Below are 17,897 nucleotides of genomic sequence, written 5' to 3'. Positions count from 1 at the left end.
AAAAGGCGGCCTCGGGGCCGCCTTTTTTGTTGGACGATGAGGCCCCCGCCTCAGGACATGCGCGACCCTGGCGCCGGGCTCTGGCGCGTTGGCGGGATAGTCTGCACCTTTTTCGCCAGGATCTGCCCGACCAGGATCACCAGCACGCCGGCAATCGCTAGGCAGGCCGCCAGGAAGAGCATGGGATAGGTATTGCTGTTGGTCTGGTCGTGGATCCACGGCACCACATTCTGCGCAACGAACCCCCCGAGGTTGCCAACAGAGTTGATGGCGGCGAGGCCTGCTGCCGCGCCCGCGCCCTTCAGGAAGCGGGAGGGCAGGCTCCAGAAAACCGGTTGGCCGGCAAATATGCCACCCGCAGCGATGCACAGGAAGGCAAATTGCAGTGTGGGCGACGTCACGAGCACGGAAAGCGCCAGGCAGATTGCACCGACAAAGGCCGGACCGACGATGTATGGCGTCTTTCGTTCCCTCTTGTCAGCAGCCGACGGCACGACCCAAAGGGCAATTGCGACTACGATCCAAGGAATGATGTTGATGAAGCCGTTCACCGTATTGGACACGCCGAAGCCCTTGACGATGGTAGGCAGCCAATAGCTCAGTCCGTAGGCGGCAAGCGGAAAGCCCACGTAACATAGGGCCATCAGCAAGACGGTAGGATTGATCAGCGCCTTGAAGCCGTTGTCGGAATGCTGGTCCATGCCGGCATTCTCACGTGCCAGCCTGTCTGCGAGCCAGCGCTTTTCTTCCGGGTTCAGGAATTTCGCCTTTTCAGGCGTGTCATCAAGGTAGAAGAGCGTGACGATGCCGGCAATCACCGCCGGAACGCCCGTTGCCAGGAAGACCCACTCCCATCCGGCCAGTCCCATCATCCCGTCAAGATCGAGAAGCATGCCGCCGATCGGCGCGCCGATGGCATTGGCAAGCGCGCTGAAGATCATGAACAGGCCGACCATGCGACCGCGGTAATCCTTGGGGAACCAGAGCGTCAGCAGATAAAGGACGCCCGGAAAGAAGCCAGCCTCGGCGACACCCAGCAGAAAGCGTAGGATGTAGAACATCGTAGCGTTCTGTGTGAAGGCGAGGGCGACTGTAACGATCCCCCAGGTGATCATGATTCGGGCAAACCAGCGGCTCGCGCCGAAACGCTCAAGGAAGAGATTGCTCGGCACTTCGAACAGGAAATAGCCGATAAAAAACAGCGAGGCGCCCAGGCCGTAGGCGTATTCGCTCATGTTGAGGGCGCCAACCATCTGCAGCTTGGCATAGCTCACATTCTGGCGATCGATATAGGCGATCAGGTAGAGGATGCCGAGAAAGGGCATCAGGCGCCAAGTAATTTTTGAAATCAGAGCTTTTTCGGAAATCACTACAGTCCTCCCGGCCAGCGGCCAAATCGCTACTCCAACATAAGCCGGAATTAGGTTTTTAGCCGACGGAGGCAAGTAGAGGGACGGGAGATAAACAGGTCGTGCCTGCCTCAACTCGTACGACCGAGTTAAACGGGCGAGGCTGGACGGCCGAAAGGCACGGTCGAGACTGCGGGCCGCGCGACGCACAAACCGCGCCTCACTGCCCTCGCCCGCCTCACATTGCTCCCGCTAGTAGACTTCCGGCACGTACATTTCCGCCGGCACCGGATTGCGAATGTAATCGTCATGGCGCACGCGTTCCGGCAGCACGACCGGGTCCTTCGGTACCGTCTCGTAAGGGATCTGCCCCAGGAGATGGGCGATCATGTTCAGCCGCGCCTTCTTCTTGTCCACGGCCTGCACAACCCACCACGGCGCTTCCGGAATGTGGGTGCGATCCAGCATTTCTTCCTTGGCACGGGTATAGTCTTCCCAATGCACGCGGCTTTCGAGATCCATGGGCGAAAGCTTCCACTGCTTCAGCGGATCATGGATGCGCATCTTGAATCGGAACTCCTGCTCGTCGTCGGTGATGGAGAACCAGTATTTGAGCAGGATGATCCCGGAGCGGACCAGCATGCGTTCGAACTCCGGCACGTCCCGGAAGAATTCCTCCACCTGCTGAGGCGTGCAGAAGCCCATAACCCTTTCCACGCCGGCCCGGTTGTACCAGGACCGGTCGAACATTACCATTTCGCCGGCCGCTGGCAGATGCGGCACGTAACGCTGGAAATACCATTGATTCTGCTCGCGCTCGGTGGGTGCCGGAAGCGCCACCACGCGCGCGACGCGCGGGTTGAGACGCTGGGTCACGCGCTTGATGGCGCCGCCCTTGCCGGCCGAATCGCGGCCTTCGAAAAGAATGACCACCTTGAGTTTCTTGTACTGCACCCAGTCCTGCAGGCGCACGAGTTCGTGCTGCAGCCGGAACAGCTCGCGGAAATAGAGCTTGCGGTCGATGCCTGCTTGAGCCGGCTCGGACATGCCTTCGGAGATCATATCGTCCAGCCGGTCCTCCTCCATCTGCAGTTCCAACTCCTCGTCGAAACTGTCGGCGATTTCGTCCTTGATGCGGCTGAGCTGGTCTTGGATCGGTTCAGACATCGTAATCCCTCGTTTGCAGGAAAGAGATCAAGCATGTTTGCGCAAAGGCTTTATGACAGGATGGCGACAGCACCGAGGCAGAACCGATTGCCCATTTCAGCAGGATCTGCTATATACCCGTCTATGGGATCGAAATTCGGATGCCTCGCAAACCGCATTATCGTGCTGCAGGACCACAAGCGTCTGCCGGCACGCTTCTTTGCGCGCGTATCCGGGGCGCTTTGCGACCGACTTAGCTGAGCAAGGTCCGCTTCTGCGGCCTGAACCTACCTCCACATACATCCCCATTCCATACCAGCTTTACGGATAGCAGCCATGAGCGCACAGAATTCCGCCCCTCGTACCCTGTACGACAAGATCTGGGACGACCACGTCGTTTCAACCGACGAAAACAACACCTGTCTGCTCTACATCGACCGCCACCTGGTTCACGAAGTGACGAGCCCCCAGGCATTTGAAGGCCTGCGGATTGCCGGCCGCAAGGTTCGTGCACCGCAAAAGACGCTCGCGGTCGTCGACCATAACGTGCCGACCACCGCCGACCGGCACGAAGGCATCAAGAACGAGGAGAGCCGCATCCAGGTCGAGGCGCTCGCCCAGAACGCCCATGACTTCGGCGTTGAATATTATTCCGAAAAGGACGTCCGTCAGGGCATCGTGCATATCGTCGGTCCCGAACAGGGCTTCACCCTGCCGGGCATGACGATCGTCTGCGGTGACAGCCATACCTCGACGCATGGCGCATTCGGCGCTCTGGCGCATGGTATCGGCACGTCGGAAGTCGAACATGTGCTGGCGACGCAGACGCTGGTGCAGAAGAAGGCCAAGAACATGCTGGTGCGCGTCGACGGCCAGTTGCCGCCAGGCGTCACCGCCAAGGATATCATCCTTGCCATTATCGGTGAGATCGGCACGGCCGGCGGCACAGGCCACGTCATCGAATTCGCCGGAGAAGCGATCCGTTCGCTGTCGATGGAAGGCCGCATGACGGTCTGCAACATGACGATCGAAGGCGGCGCCCGCGCCGGGCTGATTGCCCCCGACGAGACGACCTTCGCCTATATCAAGGACAAGCCGCGCGCGCCGAAGGGTGCGGCCTGGGATATGGCGCTCGACTACTGGAAGACCCTGCACACGGACGAAGGTGCCCATTACGACAAGGTCGTGGTGCTCGATGCCGCCAATCTGCCGCCGATCGTTTCCTGGGGCTCTTCGCCGGAAGACGTCATTTCGGTTGAAGGCGTCGTTCCCAATCCCGACGAGATCCAGGACGAGAACAAGCGCACGTCGAAATGGCGCGCTCTCGATTACATGGGCCTGAAGCCGGGCACCAGGATCACCGACATTGCCGTCGACCGCGTCTTCATCGGGTCCTGCACCAATGGCCGGATCGAGGATCTGCGGGCTGCCGCCAAGGTCGTCGAAGGCCGCACCGTCGCTCCGACCGTTTCGGCGATGATCGTGCCGGGCTCGGGTATCGTCAAGGAACAGGCGGAAGCCGAAGGCCTGGACAAGATCTTCAAGGAAGCCGGCTTCGAATGGCGTGAGCCGGGCTGCTCCATGTGCCTGGCGATGAACGACGACCGGCTGAAGCCGGGCGAGCGCTGCGCTTCCACGTCCAACCGCAATTTCGAGGGACGCCAGGGCTACAAGGGCCGCACCCATCTGGTCTCCCCAGCCATGGCCGCCGCTGCCGCCGTCGCCGGCCATTTCGTCGACATCCGCGAGTGGAAGTAGACGAAGGGCGATGAACCGATCCAGATGCCCGGCCAAAGCGCCGGGCATCTTTTTCCGCTCATTTCAGGACTTTCACCACCGTTCCCTTGCGGAAAAACGGCAGCAGCCGCTTCATGTCCCGCAGGCTGACGGCGACACACCCGGCGGTTGGCTCATAACCGGGCTTGGCAAGGTGGAAGAAGATCGCCGACCCGCCATAACGTTTGCGCGAGGTGATGTTCCAGTCGAGTACGAGGCAGATATCGTAGAGCCCATCGGAGCGCATCATCTCCTCGTGGCTGGGCTGAAACGGTGCCTGCACCAGCCTGTTGTAAGCCGGATGTTCCGGCTGATCGCACCACAGCATCTTCTTGGCGATGCGCTTGATCGGCAGAGATGTCGGCGGCAGCCGCACCCGCTCGCCGCGGGTGAAACCGTAGAGCAGCCGCATGGAGGCGACCGGCGTCGCTCCATCCCCTTCCCGTTTCGATGCAGATGTACCCGATCTGCCCAATGCGGCGCGTAGAGTGATGCCGCCGAAGCTGACGATCGCCCGGCTACGATCGCACGGTGCGGTTCTGACGGTCACAACTTTCGATTTCCTGGGCCGTTCATCGTGAAAGCGCTGCATTTCCCTCACATGTTTTTGCTTTGAATATGATTTCGTTTGAATTCATAGCACGTTGAGACTTACATCGAAGGCCCTGGTGCGCCGGAAGGCGCATTGTTCCGGTTTGGGAACAGCCAACAAGAAAGGCAAGGACTGTATGGCGCGGACGATACTGCTGGTGGACGACGACGACGACCTGCGCGAGACGCTGGTGGAACAGTTGCTGTTCTATGACGAGTTCTCCATCCTCCAGGAGCCGAATGCCGCCAAGGCGCTACAGACGACCAAAACGGCCCAGGTCGACCTTCTGATCATGGATGTGGGCCTGCCGGACATGGATGGCCGCGAAGCGGTCAAGGTCCTGCGCAAGAACGGCTTCAAGGCGCCGATCATCATGCTGACGGGTCACGATACCGATGCCGACACGGTGCTGGGTCTCGAAGCAGGCGCCAACGACTATGTGACAAAGCCGTTCCGTTTCGCCGTGCTTCTGGCTCGCATCCGCGCGCAACTTCGCCAGTTCGAGCAAAGCGAGGATGCGACCTTCACGGTCGGCCCTTACATCTTCAAGCCGAGTCAGAAGCTGCTGACAACCGACGACGGCAAGAAGATCCGCCTGACGGAAAAGGAAGCGGCGATCATCCGCTACCTTTATCGCGCCGGCCAGAAGGTGGTGACCCGCGACGTGCTGCTGGAAGAAGTCTGGGGCTATAATTCCGGCGTGACGACCCATACGCTGGAAACCCACGTTTATCGTCTTCGTCAAAAGATCGAGCGCGATCCTTCGAGCGCCGAGATCCTGGTTACGGAAAACGGCGGCTACAAGATCGTACCCTAGGTCGAAACCTCAAGTCAGGCTCATGGCGCTCAACGACGACATCCGGCTTTTGTCGCAGGTACCGCTTTTTCGGGAGCTGGAGGGCGACCAGTTGCGTCTCGTCGCGTTCGGCGCCGAGCGCCGCACTGTCGCCAGCGGCCAGGAGCTCTTCCGGGAAAGGTCCCCGGCTGAATCCGCCTTCGTTATTGCCAAAGGTCGGTTCGATCTTTACGCCACCGGTCGTGACGGGCAGGTCCAGCTCGAGAAGGCGGTCGGCCCGGGAACGCTGTTGTCGGAACTGGCTCTCGTGACCATGGTGGAGCGCAAGTTCACGGCAATCGCTACCGAGGATTCGGAGGCTCTGAAGATCAGCCGCTCGCTCTTCCAGCGCCTGCTGGAGGAATATCCTCAGGTGGGGCGGATCATCGAGAGCCGGATACGCGACAATATTGCAGGCCTTGCCAAGGCGGCGGCGGCCATGCAGCATCGTTTCACCTGAGCCAGCCCCTCATATCTTGAAGACAGCCGTCACCGGGACGTGATCCGACGGTTGGTTCCAGCCGCGAGCCTCTTTCAGGATATCGACGCGATCGAGGAAAGGACCTAGATCGGGCGACGACCAGATATGATCGAGCCGCCGGCCCCTGTCGGCCGCCTGCCAGTCCTTGGCGCGATAGCTCCACCAGGTATAAAGCTTCTGCGGCTCGGGCACGTGATGGCGCATCAGGTCCAGCCAGCCGCCTTTGCGGATGATCTCCATCATGCCTTCCGTTTCCACCGGCGTGTGGCTAATGATCTTCAGCATCTGCTTGTGGGACCAGACATCGTGCTCCAAGGGCGCGATATTGAGATCACCGACGAGGATGGATGAAATGCCGGGCATGGGATCCGCCTTCAGCCCCTTCATCTCCTCGATGAAATCCAGCTTATGGCCGAATTTCGGATTGATCTCGCGATTGGGCTCATCGCCGCCGGCCGGCACATAGAAATTGTGGAGCCGAATGCGCCGCGAACCGCGCTCGAAGATCGCCGAAATATGCCGTGCATCACCGACGCCGCAATAGTTCTGGCGATGATCTTCGGTGAGCGGCACCTTCGAGGCTATGGCGACGCCGTGATAACCCTTCTGGCCGTGGATGATAATGTGCTGATAGCCAAGATCCTTCAGCGGCTGCAGCGGGAACTCGTGCTCCTGGCACTTGATCTCCTGCAGGCAAAGAATATCCGGCTTGTGGCGGACCAGGAACTGCTCGACGATCGGCATGCGCAGCCGCACGGAGTTTATGTTCCAGGTGGTAACGGAAAATGTCATGATTTACCTCGGACTTCGTAGCCGAGGGTTTAGGAAATTTGCCGCGCCCTGAGAAGCGAAAAAGGCTGCACAGATGCACAGCCTTTGAGTGTCATACAATCCTTCGCGGGGGCTCAGCCGGGCTTGCGAATTTCCTCGTAAGGCACGTTGAAGACCTTGTTGTCCAGGTTGACGCCGTTCTGGACGTTGTAGATCATCACCGACGTGTCCTTGTTCTGCGCGTCGGTGATCGTCCACTGGCGCAGATCATAGGTCTTGGAGTCGAACATCATGGTGATGGTCGAATCCCCAAAGACGCTCTTGTTGCCGAGCACGATCGTGGTCAGATCGCTCTCCTCCTTGACGTCGCGGACCATCTGGTTGCCGAGATCGATCTTGTCGGCGAGCAGAAGGCTGAGCGGCGTTTTGGACAGCGGGTAAAGATCCCAGGTCTTCAGCTTCATATTGCCGATCGCAACATTCTTGCCGTCGGCAATGACGCGGATCGGCGACGGATCCTCGAAGTTGAAGCGCAGCTTGCCGGGGCGCTCGATATAGAACTTGCCGCCGGTCTGTTCGCCACGCGGGCCAAATTGGACGAACTCGCCCATCATGCTCTTCACCGACGAAAAATGGTCGGCGATCTTCTGCGCAGCGGCGGAACCCGCCGCCTGTCCCAGAGCAAAGCTTGGCGTGAATGCCATGGCTGCCAGGCCGGCCATTCCCAGGGAAAACTGCCTGCGGCCAACAGCGCCGGAAAGAGTGGATTTCTCGTTGTTCATTCTTGTCTCCTTCCTTGCTTCCTTCCCGGCAAAGGCGGCGTCTTCATGGCCGCCTGCGCACTTCACGAAAGCCTTACCGGTCGAGGACATCCGCCTCGGTCGGCACCAGGATCTCGCGCTTGCCGGCGTGGTTTGCCGGCCCGATCAACCCTTCCTTCTCCATCCGCTCGATAAGCGAAGCGGCCCGATTGTAGCCGATGCCGAGACGACGCTGGACGTAGGACGTGGAAGCCTTGCCATCCCGCAGCACGATCGCCACCGCCTGATCGTAAGGATCGTCCGACTCCGACAGGTTGACGGTGCCGGCCGGACCGGTCCCATCGCCATCCTCGTCCTCATCGGCCGTGATTGCTTCGAGATATTGGGGCGAGCCTTGAGTTTTCAAGTAGGCGACGATCTCCTCGACCTCGATATCGGACACGAAGGGGCCATGAACGCGCTGGATGCGTCCGCCACCGGCCATGTAGAGCATGTCGCCCTGGCCGAGCAGCTGCTCGGCGCCCTGTTCGCCTAAGATGGTGCGACTGTCGATCTTCGACGTCACCTGGAAGGAAATGCGGGTCGGGAAGTTCGCCTTGATCGTACCGGTAATGACGTCCACCGACGGACGCTGCGTCGCCATGATCACATGGATGCCAGCGGCACGGGCCATCTGCGCCAGGCGCTGCACGGCGCCTTCGATGTCCTTGCCGGCGACCATCATCAGGTCGGCCATTTCGTCGATGATGACGACGATATACGGAATGGGCTGGAGATCGAATTCCTCCGTCTCGTAGACCGCCTCGCCTGTCTGCCGGTCAAAGCCGGTCTGCACCGTGCGGGTGAGGATTTCTCCCTTTTCGATCGCCTGCTCGACGCGGCTGTTGAAGCCGTCGATATTGCGCACGCCGATCTTCGACATCTTCTTGTAGCGCTCTTCCATCTCCCGGACGGTCCATTTCAGCGCCACGACAGCCTTCTTCGGGTCGGTGACGACCGGGGACAGCAGATGCGGAATGCCGTCATAGACGGAAAGTTCGAGCATTTTCGGATCGATCATGATCAAGCGGCACTTTTCCGGCGTGTAGCGGTAGAGAAGCGACAGGATCATCGTGTTGATGGCGACCGACTTACCCGAACCGGTGGTACCGGCGACGAGCAGATGCGGCATCTTGGCGAGGTCGGCAACCACAGGCTCACCGCCGATCGTCTTGCCGAGCGCCATGGCGAGTTTGGCCTTGCTGCCCTCGAAATCCTTCGAGCCGATCATTTCGCGCAAATAAACGGTTTCACGGATGCGGTTGGGCAGTTCGATGCCGATCGCATTGCGGCCTGGGACGACGGCCACACGCGCCGCAATGGCGCTCATGGAGCGGGCGATATCGTCGGCAAGTCCGATGACGCGCGACGACTTGATGCCGGGCGCCGGCTCCAGTTCGTAAAGCGTGACGACTGGGCCGGGGCGGACATGGATGATCTCGCCCTTGACGCCGAAATCTTCCAGCACGCCTTCCAGCATGCGGGCATTCTGTTCCAGCGCATCGGCCGACAGCGACGCGTCGCGGGCAACAGCCTTTGGCTCTGCCAGCAGATGGACCGAAGGAAGCTGGAAGCCGTCCGGCCTGATGAAGGAGGACTGGGCATCGCGAGCAACACGGTCACTTGGCTTGGGCGGTGCCGCTGACGGCACGACTCGGGGCTGGCTGCGCCCGCCATTGGCCGGCTGCGGCGCACGCGACGTGATGAAGGGCGCATCATCCTCATCCTCGTCCGGCAATATGCCGACGGGGCGCGGGGGCATGCCATCCATATCGAAAGGCGGATCGTCATCGAAGTTATCGCCATCGGCGGACATGGGCGGTGCAGCCACAACCCGCCGCGACGAGGCGACGCGCTCGGCGCCACCATCCAGCGACGGCTCCAGGCGACGGCCGGCCTGGGCGGGAGCCGCCTTGGCGCGGACCGGCTCGTTCAAGGTGCCGAATTCGTCGTCGTTGAAGTCATAAGGCTGGTCGAAACCAAGCCTTGCGCGCGGCTTGATGCCAGCCAGGCGGCGCAGACGGGCCTGGGTGATATACCAGTAGTGCGCCAGTGCGCCAAAGGCCAGGAAGCCGCCAAAACCGTCATCTTCGTCTTCCTCGTCGGCTCCGCGCATCGACCGAGGCTTTGCGGCGGCAATCGGCTTTTCGTCGTCTTCCGCCTCCTCGAAAGCCTCGCCGACAAGTCCTGAGGCAAACAGCATGAGCCAGATGCAGGGCACGGTGAAGATGCAGCCGAGCACCATGGCCACCATGCCGGTAGGATAGGCGCCGACGAAAAGTGCCGGGAAGCGTAGGATCATGTCGCCGATGACGCCACCGATGCCGTTTGGAATGGGCCACGTATGTGGCGCGGGAAAGCATCCGAGGGTCGCGGTCGCAAGCAGCGTGCCGCCGCCCCAGGCCGCGAGCCGCGCCGGGATGCGGTCATAGCGGCGTCCGGAAATCAGCGCCAGCGCCAGTGCCAGAACGGGCAGAAGCGCGAAAATGCTGGCCAGGCCAAGAAACTGCATGACCAGGTCGGCAAATATCGCGCCGGAATAGCCGAAAATATTGCTGGGCGGATTATCGGTGGCGTAGGAGAAGCTTGGATCTGCGACGTTCCAAGTGGCCAGAGCCGCAACGGCGAGGGCCAGTGCCACGAAGGTGGCGAAGCCGGCCAGCGCGAGAGCCTGCCGCCAGACGAAGGCCGTCAGGACCGAGCGGGCGGAGTGATTTGCCATTACCGCTGAACTGCTTCTGCCCATCATGTCTGCCCGCTGTTCTTGAAACGCAACTTCCTCGCGCGAATCGGCAACCGCCGGTCGCTGCACGCACTCGCATTGAAAGGTACGTCTGGATGGTTAATGTCTCTTTAACCACGAGATCGGCTGGCACCGCCGCAAGAACAAAAAAGCCCCGGACGGATATCCGGGGCTTCGGCAGCCTGTTGAAGACTGTGGTCTCAGGGATTGACGGCAGCGACCAAGACCGCTGCCGTTTCACCGATCAGGAGTGATAGGCGGCTTCGCCATGGGTCGACAGGTCAAGACCCTCGCGCTCCGCTTCAACCGTGACGCGCAGACCGACGATCAGGTCGACGATCTTGTAGAGGATCGCCGAACCAATGCCCGACCATACGATGGTGGTCAGAACGCCTTTCAGCTGTGCCCAGACCTGGGTCGCCGTTCCGGCATAGGAAGCAGCGAAGTCAGGCGTGGAGTAATCCACGATGCCCGCACCGCCGAGGGCCGGGTTGACGAGGATGCCGGTGCCGATGGCGCCGATGATGCCGCCGACGCAATGGATGCCGAAGACATCCAGCGAGTCGTCGTAGTTGAACTTGTTCTTCACGACATCGACGAAGAAGTAGCAAACCGGCGACACGATGAGGCCGAGAACGATGGAGCCCATCGGACCGGCAAAGCCGGCAGCCGGTGTGACGGCAACGAGGCCGGCAACGGCACCCGAAGCTGCGCCGAGCATGGAAGCCTTGCCGCGCGAGAAGGTTTCGACGATGCACCATGCGACAGCGGCAGCAGCCGTGGCGACAAAGGTGTTGATCATCGCCAGCGACGCATAGGCATTGGCTTCGAGGTTGGAACCGGCATTGAAGCCGAACCAGCCGACCCACAGCATGGAGGCGCCGACCATGGTCAGCGTCATCGAATGCGGAGCCATGATGTCCTTCTTGTAGCCGGTGCGCTTGCCAAGCATGATGGCGCCGACGAGACCGGCGATACCAGCGTTGATGTGAACCACTGTGCCGCCGGCAAAGTCGATGGCGCCATAGGAGAAGATCAGGCCGGTCGGGCCGTCATAGGCGCTCGGGCCGCCCCAGAACCAGACCATGTGAGCCATCGGGAAATAAACGAAGGTCACCCACAAGACAACGAAGAGCATGACGGCAGAGAACTTGATGCGCTCGGCAAAGGCGCCCACGATCAGGGCCGGCGTGATGCAGGCGAAGGTCATCTGGAAGCAGACGAAGGTTAGCTCGGGAATGGCCACGCCCTTGGTGAAGGTTTCTGCAAGCGTCGTCGTATCGACGCCGGCCAGGAACATCTTGGACAGACCGCCGACGAAGCTGTTGAGCGAACCGCCGTCGGTAAAGGCCAGCGAATAACCATAGGTGACCCAGATGATCATCACGACCGAGGTGATCATGAAGACCTGCATCAGCACGGAGAGCATGTTCTTGGCGCGCACGAGACCGCCGTAAAAAAGGGCCAGGCCGGGAATGGTCATGAACAGAACGAGGACCGTGGAGATCATCATCCAGGTATTGTCACCCTTGTCCATGGTCATGGCGGGAGCAGCGGCAGCGGCCGCCGGTGCGGCAGCATCCTGCGCAAAGGCAGCGACGGGCGCCAGCAGTGCCGCAGCAGCGGCACCCAGGCGTCCGAGAGTGGAAATCCGGTTGAATTGCATTTTTTAAATACTCCCCTGTCAGCCGTGCTTAAAGCGCTTCAGTGTTGGTTTCGCCGGTACGAATGCGCACGGCCTGTTCGATCGAATAGACGAAGATCTTGCCATCACCGATTTGGCCGGTCTTTGCGGACGATGCGATGGCATCGACGGCCCTTTCGACGAGGTCGGTCGGAACCGCGATCTCGACCTTCAGCTTCGGCAGAAAGCTAACGGCGTATTCCGTGCCACGATAGATTTCGGTATGTCCCTTCTGGCGTCCGTAACCTTTTACCTCGGTGACGGTCAGGCCCTGGATGCCGACAGCCGTAAGGGCTTCGCGCACCTCATCCAGCTTGAACGGCTTGATAATGGCCATCACGATTTTCATCTGGCTTCCCATCCTTTGGTTGTCTCGGCATGCAGCCGGCTCTCTTTATCGCTGACTGATCATGGCAGCGACTGAGGGCTTACATTCAAAGGGCGTGCCAGATTCAAATTAGCCATCAGGCCATTGAAAAACAAAGATTTTTTGCAAATGCTCTAAAAAATCAGCAATCGTCGGGTTCCCGCAAGGCTAAATCTTAAGCAAATTTAGCAATTTGCTTAAGATTTAGTCATCTGCCTTTTTGCGAATCAGTCCTTCCTGAGCCACGGAAGCGATCAGTGTCCCGGACCGGCTATAAATGCTCCCGCGCGTCATGCCGCGCGCACCGGAGGCACTGGGACTGTCCTGCGTGTAGAGGAGCCAGTCCTCGAAGCTCACCGGCCTATGGAACCACATGGCGTGATCGAGGCTGGCAACCTGAATGGATGGATCGAAAATGGACGTTCCGTGCGGGTAAAGCGATGCGTCGAGCAGGGTCATGTCCGAGATATAGGCCAGTACAGCTGCCTGAATGCCGCGTTCGGCTGGTACATCACCGAGCGCACGCACCCAAACATCCTGACGGGGCTCGAGTTTTTCCTTTGTCAGATAATGAACGAGCGACGTCGGCCGTACCTCGATCGGGCGCTTGCGCTCCCAGTAGCGGCGCACAGCCTCCGGAGCCTCTTTCAGGAAGGTCTCCTGAAACTGCTGCTCTCCCATCAGTTGCTCGGGCATGGTGACCACCGGCATCGGCAACTGGTGGCGATAGCCCTCCTCCTCGATCTGGAAGGAAGCCGACATGGCAAATATCGCCTTGCCATGCTGGACGGCCACAACCCTGCGGGTCGTGAAGCTTGCACCGTCGCGGATCCGTTCCACCTGATAAAGAATCGGGACGGCAGGATCTCCAGGCCGCATGAAATAGGCGTGCAGGGAATGTACAGGCCGGTCTGAAGCCACCGTCCGCTGGGCTGCAACCAGGGCCTGAGCCACAACCTGCCCGCCGAAGACCCTCTGCCATCCCGCCTGCGGGCTGACGCCGCGATAAAGGTTTTCCTCTATCCTTTCCAGATCCAGCGTCGCGAGCAATTCTTCCATGGGCGTAAGAGATTCGGGCGTGCGCGACATTATGACGGACTCCGGTGATAGGAAGCGAGTGCGGGATGATCTATATGCATGACCTGATATTCTCAAGTCTTACGGGAGCTTTGGCAAATGCTGGATATGCTGGTTGTAGGTGGCGGATATGTAGGGCTGGCTGCTGCCGTCGCGGTCAAACAGGCTGCACCGCATCTTGACATCGAAGTGATCGAGGCCGCACCTGCCGGTGTTTGGGAAAAGGATGAGCGAGCATCCGCCATCATTGCCGCTGCAAGCCGCATGCTGGAGGTTTTCGGCGCCTGGAACGAGATTGCCCCGGAGGCGCAGCCGATCAACCGGATGATCGTCACCGACAGCCGCACCTCGGATCCTGTCCGACCCGTTTTCTTGACCTTCGATGGAGAGATGGAAGAAGGCCGGCCATTTGCGCATATGGTGCCGAACGTCGCCATGGTACGGGCCCTGCGCGGCGTGGCCGAACGTCTAGGCATTCCCATCCGACACGGCCTGTCCGCAACGGGCTTCCGGAATGGCAGCACCCACTGTACGGTCTCCCTCAAGGATGGCTCCACTCTGGAAACGCGCCTGCTAGTGGCCTGTGACGGGGTCCGCTCCAAACTTCGCGACATGGCAGGCATCCGCACCGTCACCTGGAATTACGGGCAGTCCGGCATCGTTACGACCGTTGCGCATGAACGCCCGCACGACGGTGTTGCGGAAGAGCATTTTCTTCCCTCCGGTCCCTTTGCTATCCTGCCGCTGACCGGCAACCGGTCTTCCCTCGTCTGGACGGAGCGGACGGCCGAAGCAGAGCGGCTGGTCGCAGCCGACGACCTGATCTTCGAGGAGGAACTGCAGCGCAGGTTCGGGCACAAGCTCGGCGAGCTGCGGGTGGTCGGCAGCAAACGCGCCTTTCCGCTCGGCCTGACGCTGGCTCGCGCCTTTGTCGCGCCACGTCTTGCCCTTGCCGGAGATGCAGCCCACGGGATCCACCCGATTTCAGGCCAAGGCCTCAATCTCGGCTTCAAGGATGTCGCTGCTCTGGCCGAAACCGTCGTCGAGGCAGACCGGCTCGGGCTCGATATCGGCGGCCTCAATGTACTCGAGCGCTATCAGTCCTGGCGGCGCTTCGACACGTTCCGCATGGGGGTGACGACCGATGTCCTCAACCGGCTCTTCTCCAACGACTTGACGCCTTTGCGCATTGCCCGCGATCTCGGGCTTGGGCTGGTTGAGCACATGCCGAAGCTGAAGACTTTCTTTATCGACCAGGCTGCCGGAAAGACGGATAGCGAAGGTCCGAAACTGCTGGCCGGCCAGGCGATCTGAAATTTGAAGACCTGCCGTTAATCCTCGATCTTGCGGGCCTCGGACACCAGCATGATCGGGATTCCATCACGGATAGGATAAGCAAGGTGGGCGCCCTGCGAGACGAGCTCGTTCGTTTCGCGGTTCAGAGACAGGCGCCCCTTCGTGAGAGGGCAGACCAGCAGATCAAGCAGCTTCGGATCGACCTTGCTCAACCTCTCGTCCATGATCTGCCCCTATTGAAGAATGGTATCGGTATCGTTGGGCCCCCGAGCCAGCAGGATCTCAGTGATTGCAATCAGGGTATCGGCTCGTGTTTTCAGGTCAGGCGCTTCCAGCAGCGCCTGTTTTTCAGCCGGACCGAACGGCGACATCATCGACAGGGAATTGACCAGCGTCCGATTTCCGGCCCGCTCAATGCTTTCCCAATCTACTTCCAGATTATTGGCATCAAGATAAGCACGGAAGACCCGCAGCAATTCGACCCGGTTGACCGCGCCTTCATCGTCATCCGCCGACAGGTCGACCATCAGCGGCGCTATCTTGAAGGTCCGAAAGGGATGACCGCCCCCCACTTCCTCCAGAAGCCTCACCCGACAAACGCCGCTGATCGAGGTAATATAGCGTCCGTCTCCGGTTTCAGCGAAGGAGGTGATCCGTCCGATGCAGCCGACTGACGAAAGCGCAGGCCGAAGACCTTGAGCCGCCTCCTCGCTCTGCATCAGCGAAGGCTGCACGATGCCGATCAACCTGTCGCCTGCTAAAGCCGTGTCGAACAGCGCAAGATAGCGTGGCTCGAAAATATTCAGCGGCAATTGCCCGCCCGGAAGAAGCAGAGCACCCGTCAATGGAAACATGGGCACCGCTTCAGGAATATCTTCCCGCTTCAAATATCGCGCATTTCCCACATGCATCGGGCCGACACCTCCCAGACCACTTTCCCGGCAACTTTGTTTGTTACCGGGTAATGTGGAGCGATGCCGAAGGAACGCAAGGTTCCACCTTCACAACTGATCCGCTTTACGAAAAGAGGATGGACGACAGGCGACGGCGAGCCGCGATCGTGGCCGGGTCCTTGGGTCCCCAAATCTCGAAGAATTCGATAAGTTGGCGGCGCGCGCCATCGTCATCGAAGCTTCTATCCTTGCGCATGATGGTCAGCAGGTGATCCGCCGCTTGGTCGCGATTGCCCTGGACGCTGAAGATCTTGGCGAGCTTCATACGCGCGTCGTGATCGTCCGGATTGGCGGCGAGCTGCCTCTCGAGGGCTGCCGGATCTCCCAGCTTTGCCGCCTCCTCGATCTGCTCGATCTTCTTGGCGACGGCCTGCACTGCCGGATCCTTGGCCAGATCTTCCGGCAGAGAGGCCAGCATCTGGCTGGCCCGGCCTGTATCGCCCATGGCCAGCAGGCACTGTATCATGCCGGCCGCGGCCTTGGCATTCTCAGGATCCGCCTGTAGCACCGCGCCGTAAAGCTGGGCTGCACCCTGAATGTCACCGTCGCTTAAAAGGGCTTCGGCCTCTCCAAGCACCGCCTCGATCTCGGCTGCCTGGTCGGCACCAGCGGGACCGGCGACCTTGTCGATGAACTGGCGGATCTGGCTTTCCGGGACGGCACCCATGAAGCCATCCACGGGCCGGCCATCGAGAAAGGCGATGACGGCCGGTATGGACTGGATGCCGAGCTGGCCGGGAATGGACGGGTGGTCATCGATATTCATCTTGACGAGCTTCACCCGCCCCTGGCTCTCGTTGACGACCTTCTCCAGCACGGGTGTCAGTTGCTTGCATGGACCACACCAGGGAGCCCAGAAATCGACGAGGACAGGCTGGCGCCGCGACTCCTCGATAACATCCTTGGGAAAAGTCGCCGTGCTCGTGTCCGACACATAACCGCCGGCAGGACCGGAAGCAGCCGGCGCCGCATTATAACTGGCCGAAGCACTCATCTGCCCGCCATAGGAGCCGCCATAGGGATTGTCGCTGCCGCTCATGAGATGTTCTCCCGGAAACCTGCTTCTATTGTGCTTTCAAGCCTCAAAGATCGTATGTCAGTCCGTCACTTTCAAGACAAGCGCTCTGTGACCGGTTGCTTCGAGAAAGCGGACAAGGTCGTCACGACCGATCGATGTGGTAGCGTCGTTCGAGAGCGGGTGGCCGTTGATGATTTCATGCTTCATCAGGTCTTCATCCAGAACGAAGGTGACCCTGCCGTCGATATCGTTCAACGCGCCGAAGACGGTGACTGAACCCGGCACGACGCCCAGATATTCCATCATCTTCTCTGGATTGCCGAACGACACCCGGCTCGAGGCGCCGATCACCTTGTGAACGGTTTTCAGATCAACCGTCGCACGCTCCTCGACCGTGAGCACGAAAAACTGGTCCTTCTTGTCCTTGACGAAAAGGTTCTTCGTATGGCCGCCGGGAATCTCGTCGCGAAGGCCTTCGGATTCGGCAACCGTGAAGACCGGAGCGTGGTTTTTCGTGACATGGCGGATATGGAGGCTGTCGAGGAAGCGAAAAAGATCCTCGGCAGTTTTGGGTGCGGTGCTGGTCATTCTTTGGGAAACGCTCGGTTGGTGGGCTCAAAGACTATAAACAGAAGTTGGGCGACGGCCAAGGCGCTGATGGACGGTGTGAACCCCGATGCCGCTTTGTGGCGTTGCTGTCCGGGCGACCGAAGGAACAAGGTGTCCGAAATTTTCTTCATGCCCTTCGTCATTTCCCTGTTGCATTCGGGAAAAGTCTGGGCCATATAGCGCCCGTCGCCGGCAATGAGCCGCGGCCCACGGTTCAGCTTACTACCACGGACCGGTGGATTATGAGCGGGTGTAGCTCAGTGGTAGAGCACAACCTTGCCAAGGTTGGGGTCGAGGGTTCGAATCCCTTCGCCCGCTCCAGTTTCTCCAGGATGAAGTTAAAGACGTTTCGAAAGAAGAGGCATCGCCGTATCGGCAATTGCTGACGCTTTGCGGATGC

At 60.1% G+C, this 17,897-nt stretch carries 17 protein-coding genes and 1 tRNA gene; 5 read left to right on the top strand and 13 right to left on the bottom strand.

Features of this window, described 5'->3' with window-relative positions:
• Positions 1 to 50: 50 nt before the first annotated feature.
• Both E2F50_RS16480 and ppk2 read right to left on the bottom strand, forming a co-directional pair.
• Entirely contained in the window at positions 51 to 1,370 is a 1,320-nt protein-coding gene (locus E2F50_RS16480; protein ID WP_133317273.1) for an MFS transporter, read from the bottom strand.
• Between the two features lie 231 nt (positions 1,371 to 1,601).
• Positions 1,602 to 2,516, bottom strand: a complete 915-nt coding sequence (gene ppk2, locus E2F50_RS16475) for a polyphosphate kinase 2 (protein WP_133317272.1) — start codon at positions 2,514 to 2,516, stop codon at positions 1,602 to 1,604.
• Positions 2,517 to 2,831: 315 nt separating this feature from the next.
• Here ppk2 and leuC point away from each other — a divergent pair, with 315 nt between their 5' ends.
• Entirely contained in the window at positions 2,832 to 4,253 is a 1,422-nt protein-coding gene (gene leuC, locus E2F50_RS16465; RefSeq protein ID WP_133317271.1) for a 3-isopropylmalate dehydratase large subunit, read from the top strand.
• 58 nt (positions 4,254 to 4,311) lie between these two features.
• On the opposite strand, the gene E2F50_RS16460 is transcribed toward leuC, so the two are convergent.
• The gene (locus E2F50_RS16460) at positions 4,312 to 4,863 is read right to left on the bottom strand and encodes a L,D-transpeptidase family protein (protein WP_133317270.1); all 552 of its coding nucleotides are present in this window, start codon (positions 4,861 to 4,863) and stop codon (positions 4,312 to 4,314) included.
• A 136-nt stretch (positions 4,864 to 4,999) separates the two neighbouring features.
• Here E2F50_RS16460 and E2F50_RS16455 point away from each other — a divergent pair, with 136 nt between their 5' ends.
• Positions 5,000 to 5,680, top strand: coding sequence for a response regulator transcription factor (locus tag E2F50_RS16455; protein WP_133317269.1), 681 nt, complete (start codon positions 5,000 to 5,002; stop codon positions 5,678 to 5,680).
• A 22-nt stretch (positions 5,681 to 5,702) separates the two neighbouring features.
• Positions 5,703 to 6,158: a cyclic nucleotide-binding domain-containing protein gene (locus tag E2F50_RS16450; protein WP_133317268.1), complete on the top strand. Its 456-nt coding sequence runs from the start codon at positions 5,703 to 5,705 to the stop codon at positions 6,156 to 6,158.
• Between the two features lie 9 nt (positions 6,159 to 6,167).
• Here the strand turns inward: E2F50_RS16450 and E2F50_RS16445 are convergent, their stop codons facing one another.
• From E2F50_RS16445 to tesB, 6 genes are all read right to left on the bottom strand, one after another.
• Positions 6,168 to 6,971, bottom strand: a complete 804-nt coding sequence (locus E2F50_RS16445; protein ID WP_133317267.1) for an exodeoxyribonuclease III — start codon at positions 6,969 to 6,971, stop codon at positions 6,168 to 6,170.
• A 113-nt stretch (positions 6,972 to 7,084) separates the two neighbouring features.
• Entirely contained in the window at positions 7,085 to 7,732 is a 648-nt protein-coding gene (locus tag E2F50_RS16440) for an outer membrane lipoprotein carrier protein LolA (RefSeq protein WP_133317266.1), read from the bottom strand.
• Positions 7,733 to 7,805: 73 nt separating this feature from the next.
• Positions 7,806 to 10,496 (bottom strand): FtsK/SpoIIIE family DNA translocase, encoded by a 2,691-nt coding sequence (locus E2F50_RS16435; protein WP_133317450.1) that lies wholly within the window; start codon positions 10,494 to 10,496, stop codon positions 7,806 to 7,808.
• Between the two features lie 241 nt (positions 10,497 to 10,737).
• On the bottom strand, positions 10,738 to 12,159 hold the full coding sequence (locus E2F50_RS16430) for an ammonium transporter (RefSeq protein WP_133317265.1): 1,422 nt from the start codon (positions 12,157 to 12,159) through the stop codon (positions 10,738 to 10,740).
• A gap of 28 nt (positions 12,160 to 12,187) precedes the next feature.
• Positions 12,188 to 12,538, bottom strand: coding sequence for a P-II family nitrogen regulator (locus tag E2F50_RS16425; protein ID WP_161974185.1), 351 nt, complete (start codon positions 12,536 to 12,538; stop codon positions 12,188 to 12,190).
• A gap of 210 nt (positions 12,539 to 12,748) precedes the next feature.
• Entirely contained in the window at positions 12,749 to 13,633 is an 885-nt protein-coding gene (gene tesB, locus E2F50_RS16420) for an acyl-CoA thioesterase II (RefSeq protein ID WP_133317263.1), read from the bottom strand.
• A gap of 87 nt (positions 13,634 to 13,720) precedes the next feature.
• On the opposite strand from tesB, the gene E2F50_RS16415 reads away from it, so the two are divergent.
• Complete coding sequence (locus tag E2F50_RS16415; protein ID WP_133317262.1) at positions 13,721 to 14,935, top strand: ubiquinone biosynthesis hydroxylase; 1,215 nt, start codon at positions 13,721 to 13,723, stop codon at positions 14,933 to 14,935.
• A gap of 17 nt (positions 14,936 to 14,952) precedes the next feature.
• On the opposite strand, the gene E2F50_RS16410 is transcribed toward E2F50_RS16415, so the two are convergent.
• From E2F50_RS16410 to E2F50_RS16395, 4 genes are all read right to left on the bottom strand, one after another.
• Positions 14,953 to 15,141 carry a Trm112 family protein gene (locus tag E2F50_RS16410; RefSeq protein WP_133317261.1) on the bottom strand — a complete coding sequence of 63 codons (189 nt, stop codon included), beginning with the start codon at positions 15,139 to 15,141 and terminating at the stop codon, positions 14,953 to 14,955.
• A gap of 9 nt (positions 15,142 to 15,150) precedes the next feature.
• A complete protein-coding gene (locus E2F50_RS16405) occupies positions 15,151 to 15,828 on the bottom strand; it encodes an LON peptidase substrate-binding domain-containing protein (protein ID WP_133317260.1) in 678 nt (225 codons plus the stop codon).
• Positions 15,829 to 15,934: 106 nt separating this feature from the next.
• Positions 15,935 to 16,909 carry a thioredoxin gene (gene trxA / locus E2F50_RS16400; RefSeq protein WP_133317259.1) on the bottom strand — a complete coding sequence of 325 codons (975 nt, stop codon included), beginning with the start codon at positions 16,907 to 16,909 and terminating at the stop codon, positions 15,935 to 15,937.
• A 57-nt stretch (positions 16,910 to 16,966) separates the two neighbouring features.
• Positions 16,967 to 17,476, bottom strand: a complete 510-nt coding sequence (locus E2F50_RS16395) for a prolyl-tRNA synthetase associated domain-containing protein (protein WP_133317258.1) — start codon at positions 17,474 to 17,476, stop codon at positions 16,967 to 16,969.
• 267 nt (positions 17,477 to 17,743) lie between these two features.
• Here E2F50_RS16395 and E2F50_RS16390 point away from each other — a divergent pair.
• A tRNA-Gly gene (locus E2F50_RS16390) sits at positions 17,744 to 17,818 on the top strand.
• The last annotated feature ends 79 nt before the right edge of the window (positions 17,819 to 17,897 follow it).

It is taken from the genome of Rhizobium deserti (assembly GCF_004358025.1).
GTDB classification, from domain to species: Bacteria; Pseudomonadota; Alphaproteobacteria; order Rhizobiales; family Rhizobiaceae; genus Neorhizobium; species Neorhizobium deserti.
The sequence above is the reverse complement of the archived record's forward strand: the minus strand, read 5'-3'. Positions and strand labels throughout refer to the sequence as shown.

Excerpts from the sequence above, each read along its gene's own strand:
- ppk2 (WP_133317272.1), bottom strand. The coding sequence starts at position 2,516 with ATGTCTGAACCGATCCAAGACCAGCTCAGCCGCATCAAGGACGAAATC.
- E2F50_RS16450 (WP_133317268.1), top strand. The coding sequence starts at position 5,703 with ATGGCGCTCAACGACGACATCCGGCTTTTGTCGCAGGTACCGCTTTTT.
- E2F50_RS16395 (WP_133317258.1), bottom strand. The coding sequence starts at position 17,476 with ATGACCAGCACCGCACCCAAAACTGCCGAGGATCTTTTTCGCTTCCTC.
- leuC (WP_133317271.1), top strand. The coding sequence starts at position 2,832 with ATGAGCGCACAGAATTCCGCCCCTCGTACCCTGTACGACAAGATCTGG.
- trxA (WP_133317259.1), bottom strand. The coding sequence starts at position 16,909 with ATGAGCGGCAGCGACAATCCCTATGGCGGCTCCTATGGCGGGCAGATG.
- E2F50_RS16460 (WP_133317270.1), bottom strand. The coding sequence starts at position 4,863 with ATGCAGCGCTTTCACGATGAACGGCCCAGGAAATCGAAAGTTGTGACC.
- E2F50_RS16405 (WP_133317260.1), bottom strand. The coding sequence starts at position 15,828 with ATGCATGTGGGAAATGCGCGATATTTGAAGCGGGAAGATATTCCTGAA.
- E2F50_RS16425 (WP_161974185.1), bottom strand. The coding sequence starts at position 12,538 with ATGGGAAGCCAGATGAAAATCGTGATGGCCATTATCAAGCCGTTCAAG.
- E2F50_RS16415 (WP_133317262.1), top strand. The coding sequence starts at position 13,721 with ATGCTGGATATGCTGGTTGTAGGTGGCGGATATGTAGGGCTGGCTGCT.
- E2F50_RS16445 (WP_133317267.1), bottom strand. The coding sequence starts at position 6,971 with ATGACATTTTCCGTTACCACCTGGAACATAAACTCCGTGCGGCTGCGC.
- E2F50_RS16410 (WP_133317261.1), bottom strand. The coding sequence starts at position 15,141 with ATGGACGAGAGGTTGAGCAAGGTCGATCCGAAGCTGCTTGATCTGCTG.
- tesB (WP_133317263.1), bottom strand. The coding sequence starts at position 13,633 with ATGTCGCGCACGCCCGAATCTCTTACGCCCATGGAAGAATTGCTCGCG.
- E2F50_RS16440 (WP_133317266.1), bottom strand. The coding sequence starts at position 7,732 with ATGAACAACGAGAAATCCACTCTTTCCGGCGCTGTTGGCCGCAGGCAG.
- E2F50_RS16435 (WP_133317450.1), bottom strand. The coding sequence starts at position 10,496 with ATGGGCAGAAGCAGTTCAGCGGTAATGGCAAATCACTCCGCCCGCTCG.
- E2F50_RS16430 (WP_133317265.1), bottom strand. The coding sequence starts at position 12,159 with ATGCAATTCAACCGGATTTCCACTCTCGGACGCCTGGGTGCCGCTGCT.
- E2F50_RS16455 (WP_133317269.1), top strand. The coding sequence starts at position 5,000 with ATGGCGCGGACGATACTGCTGGTGGACGACGACGACGACCTGCGCGAG.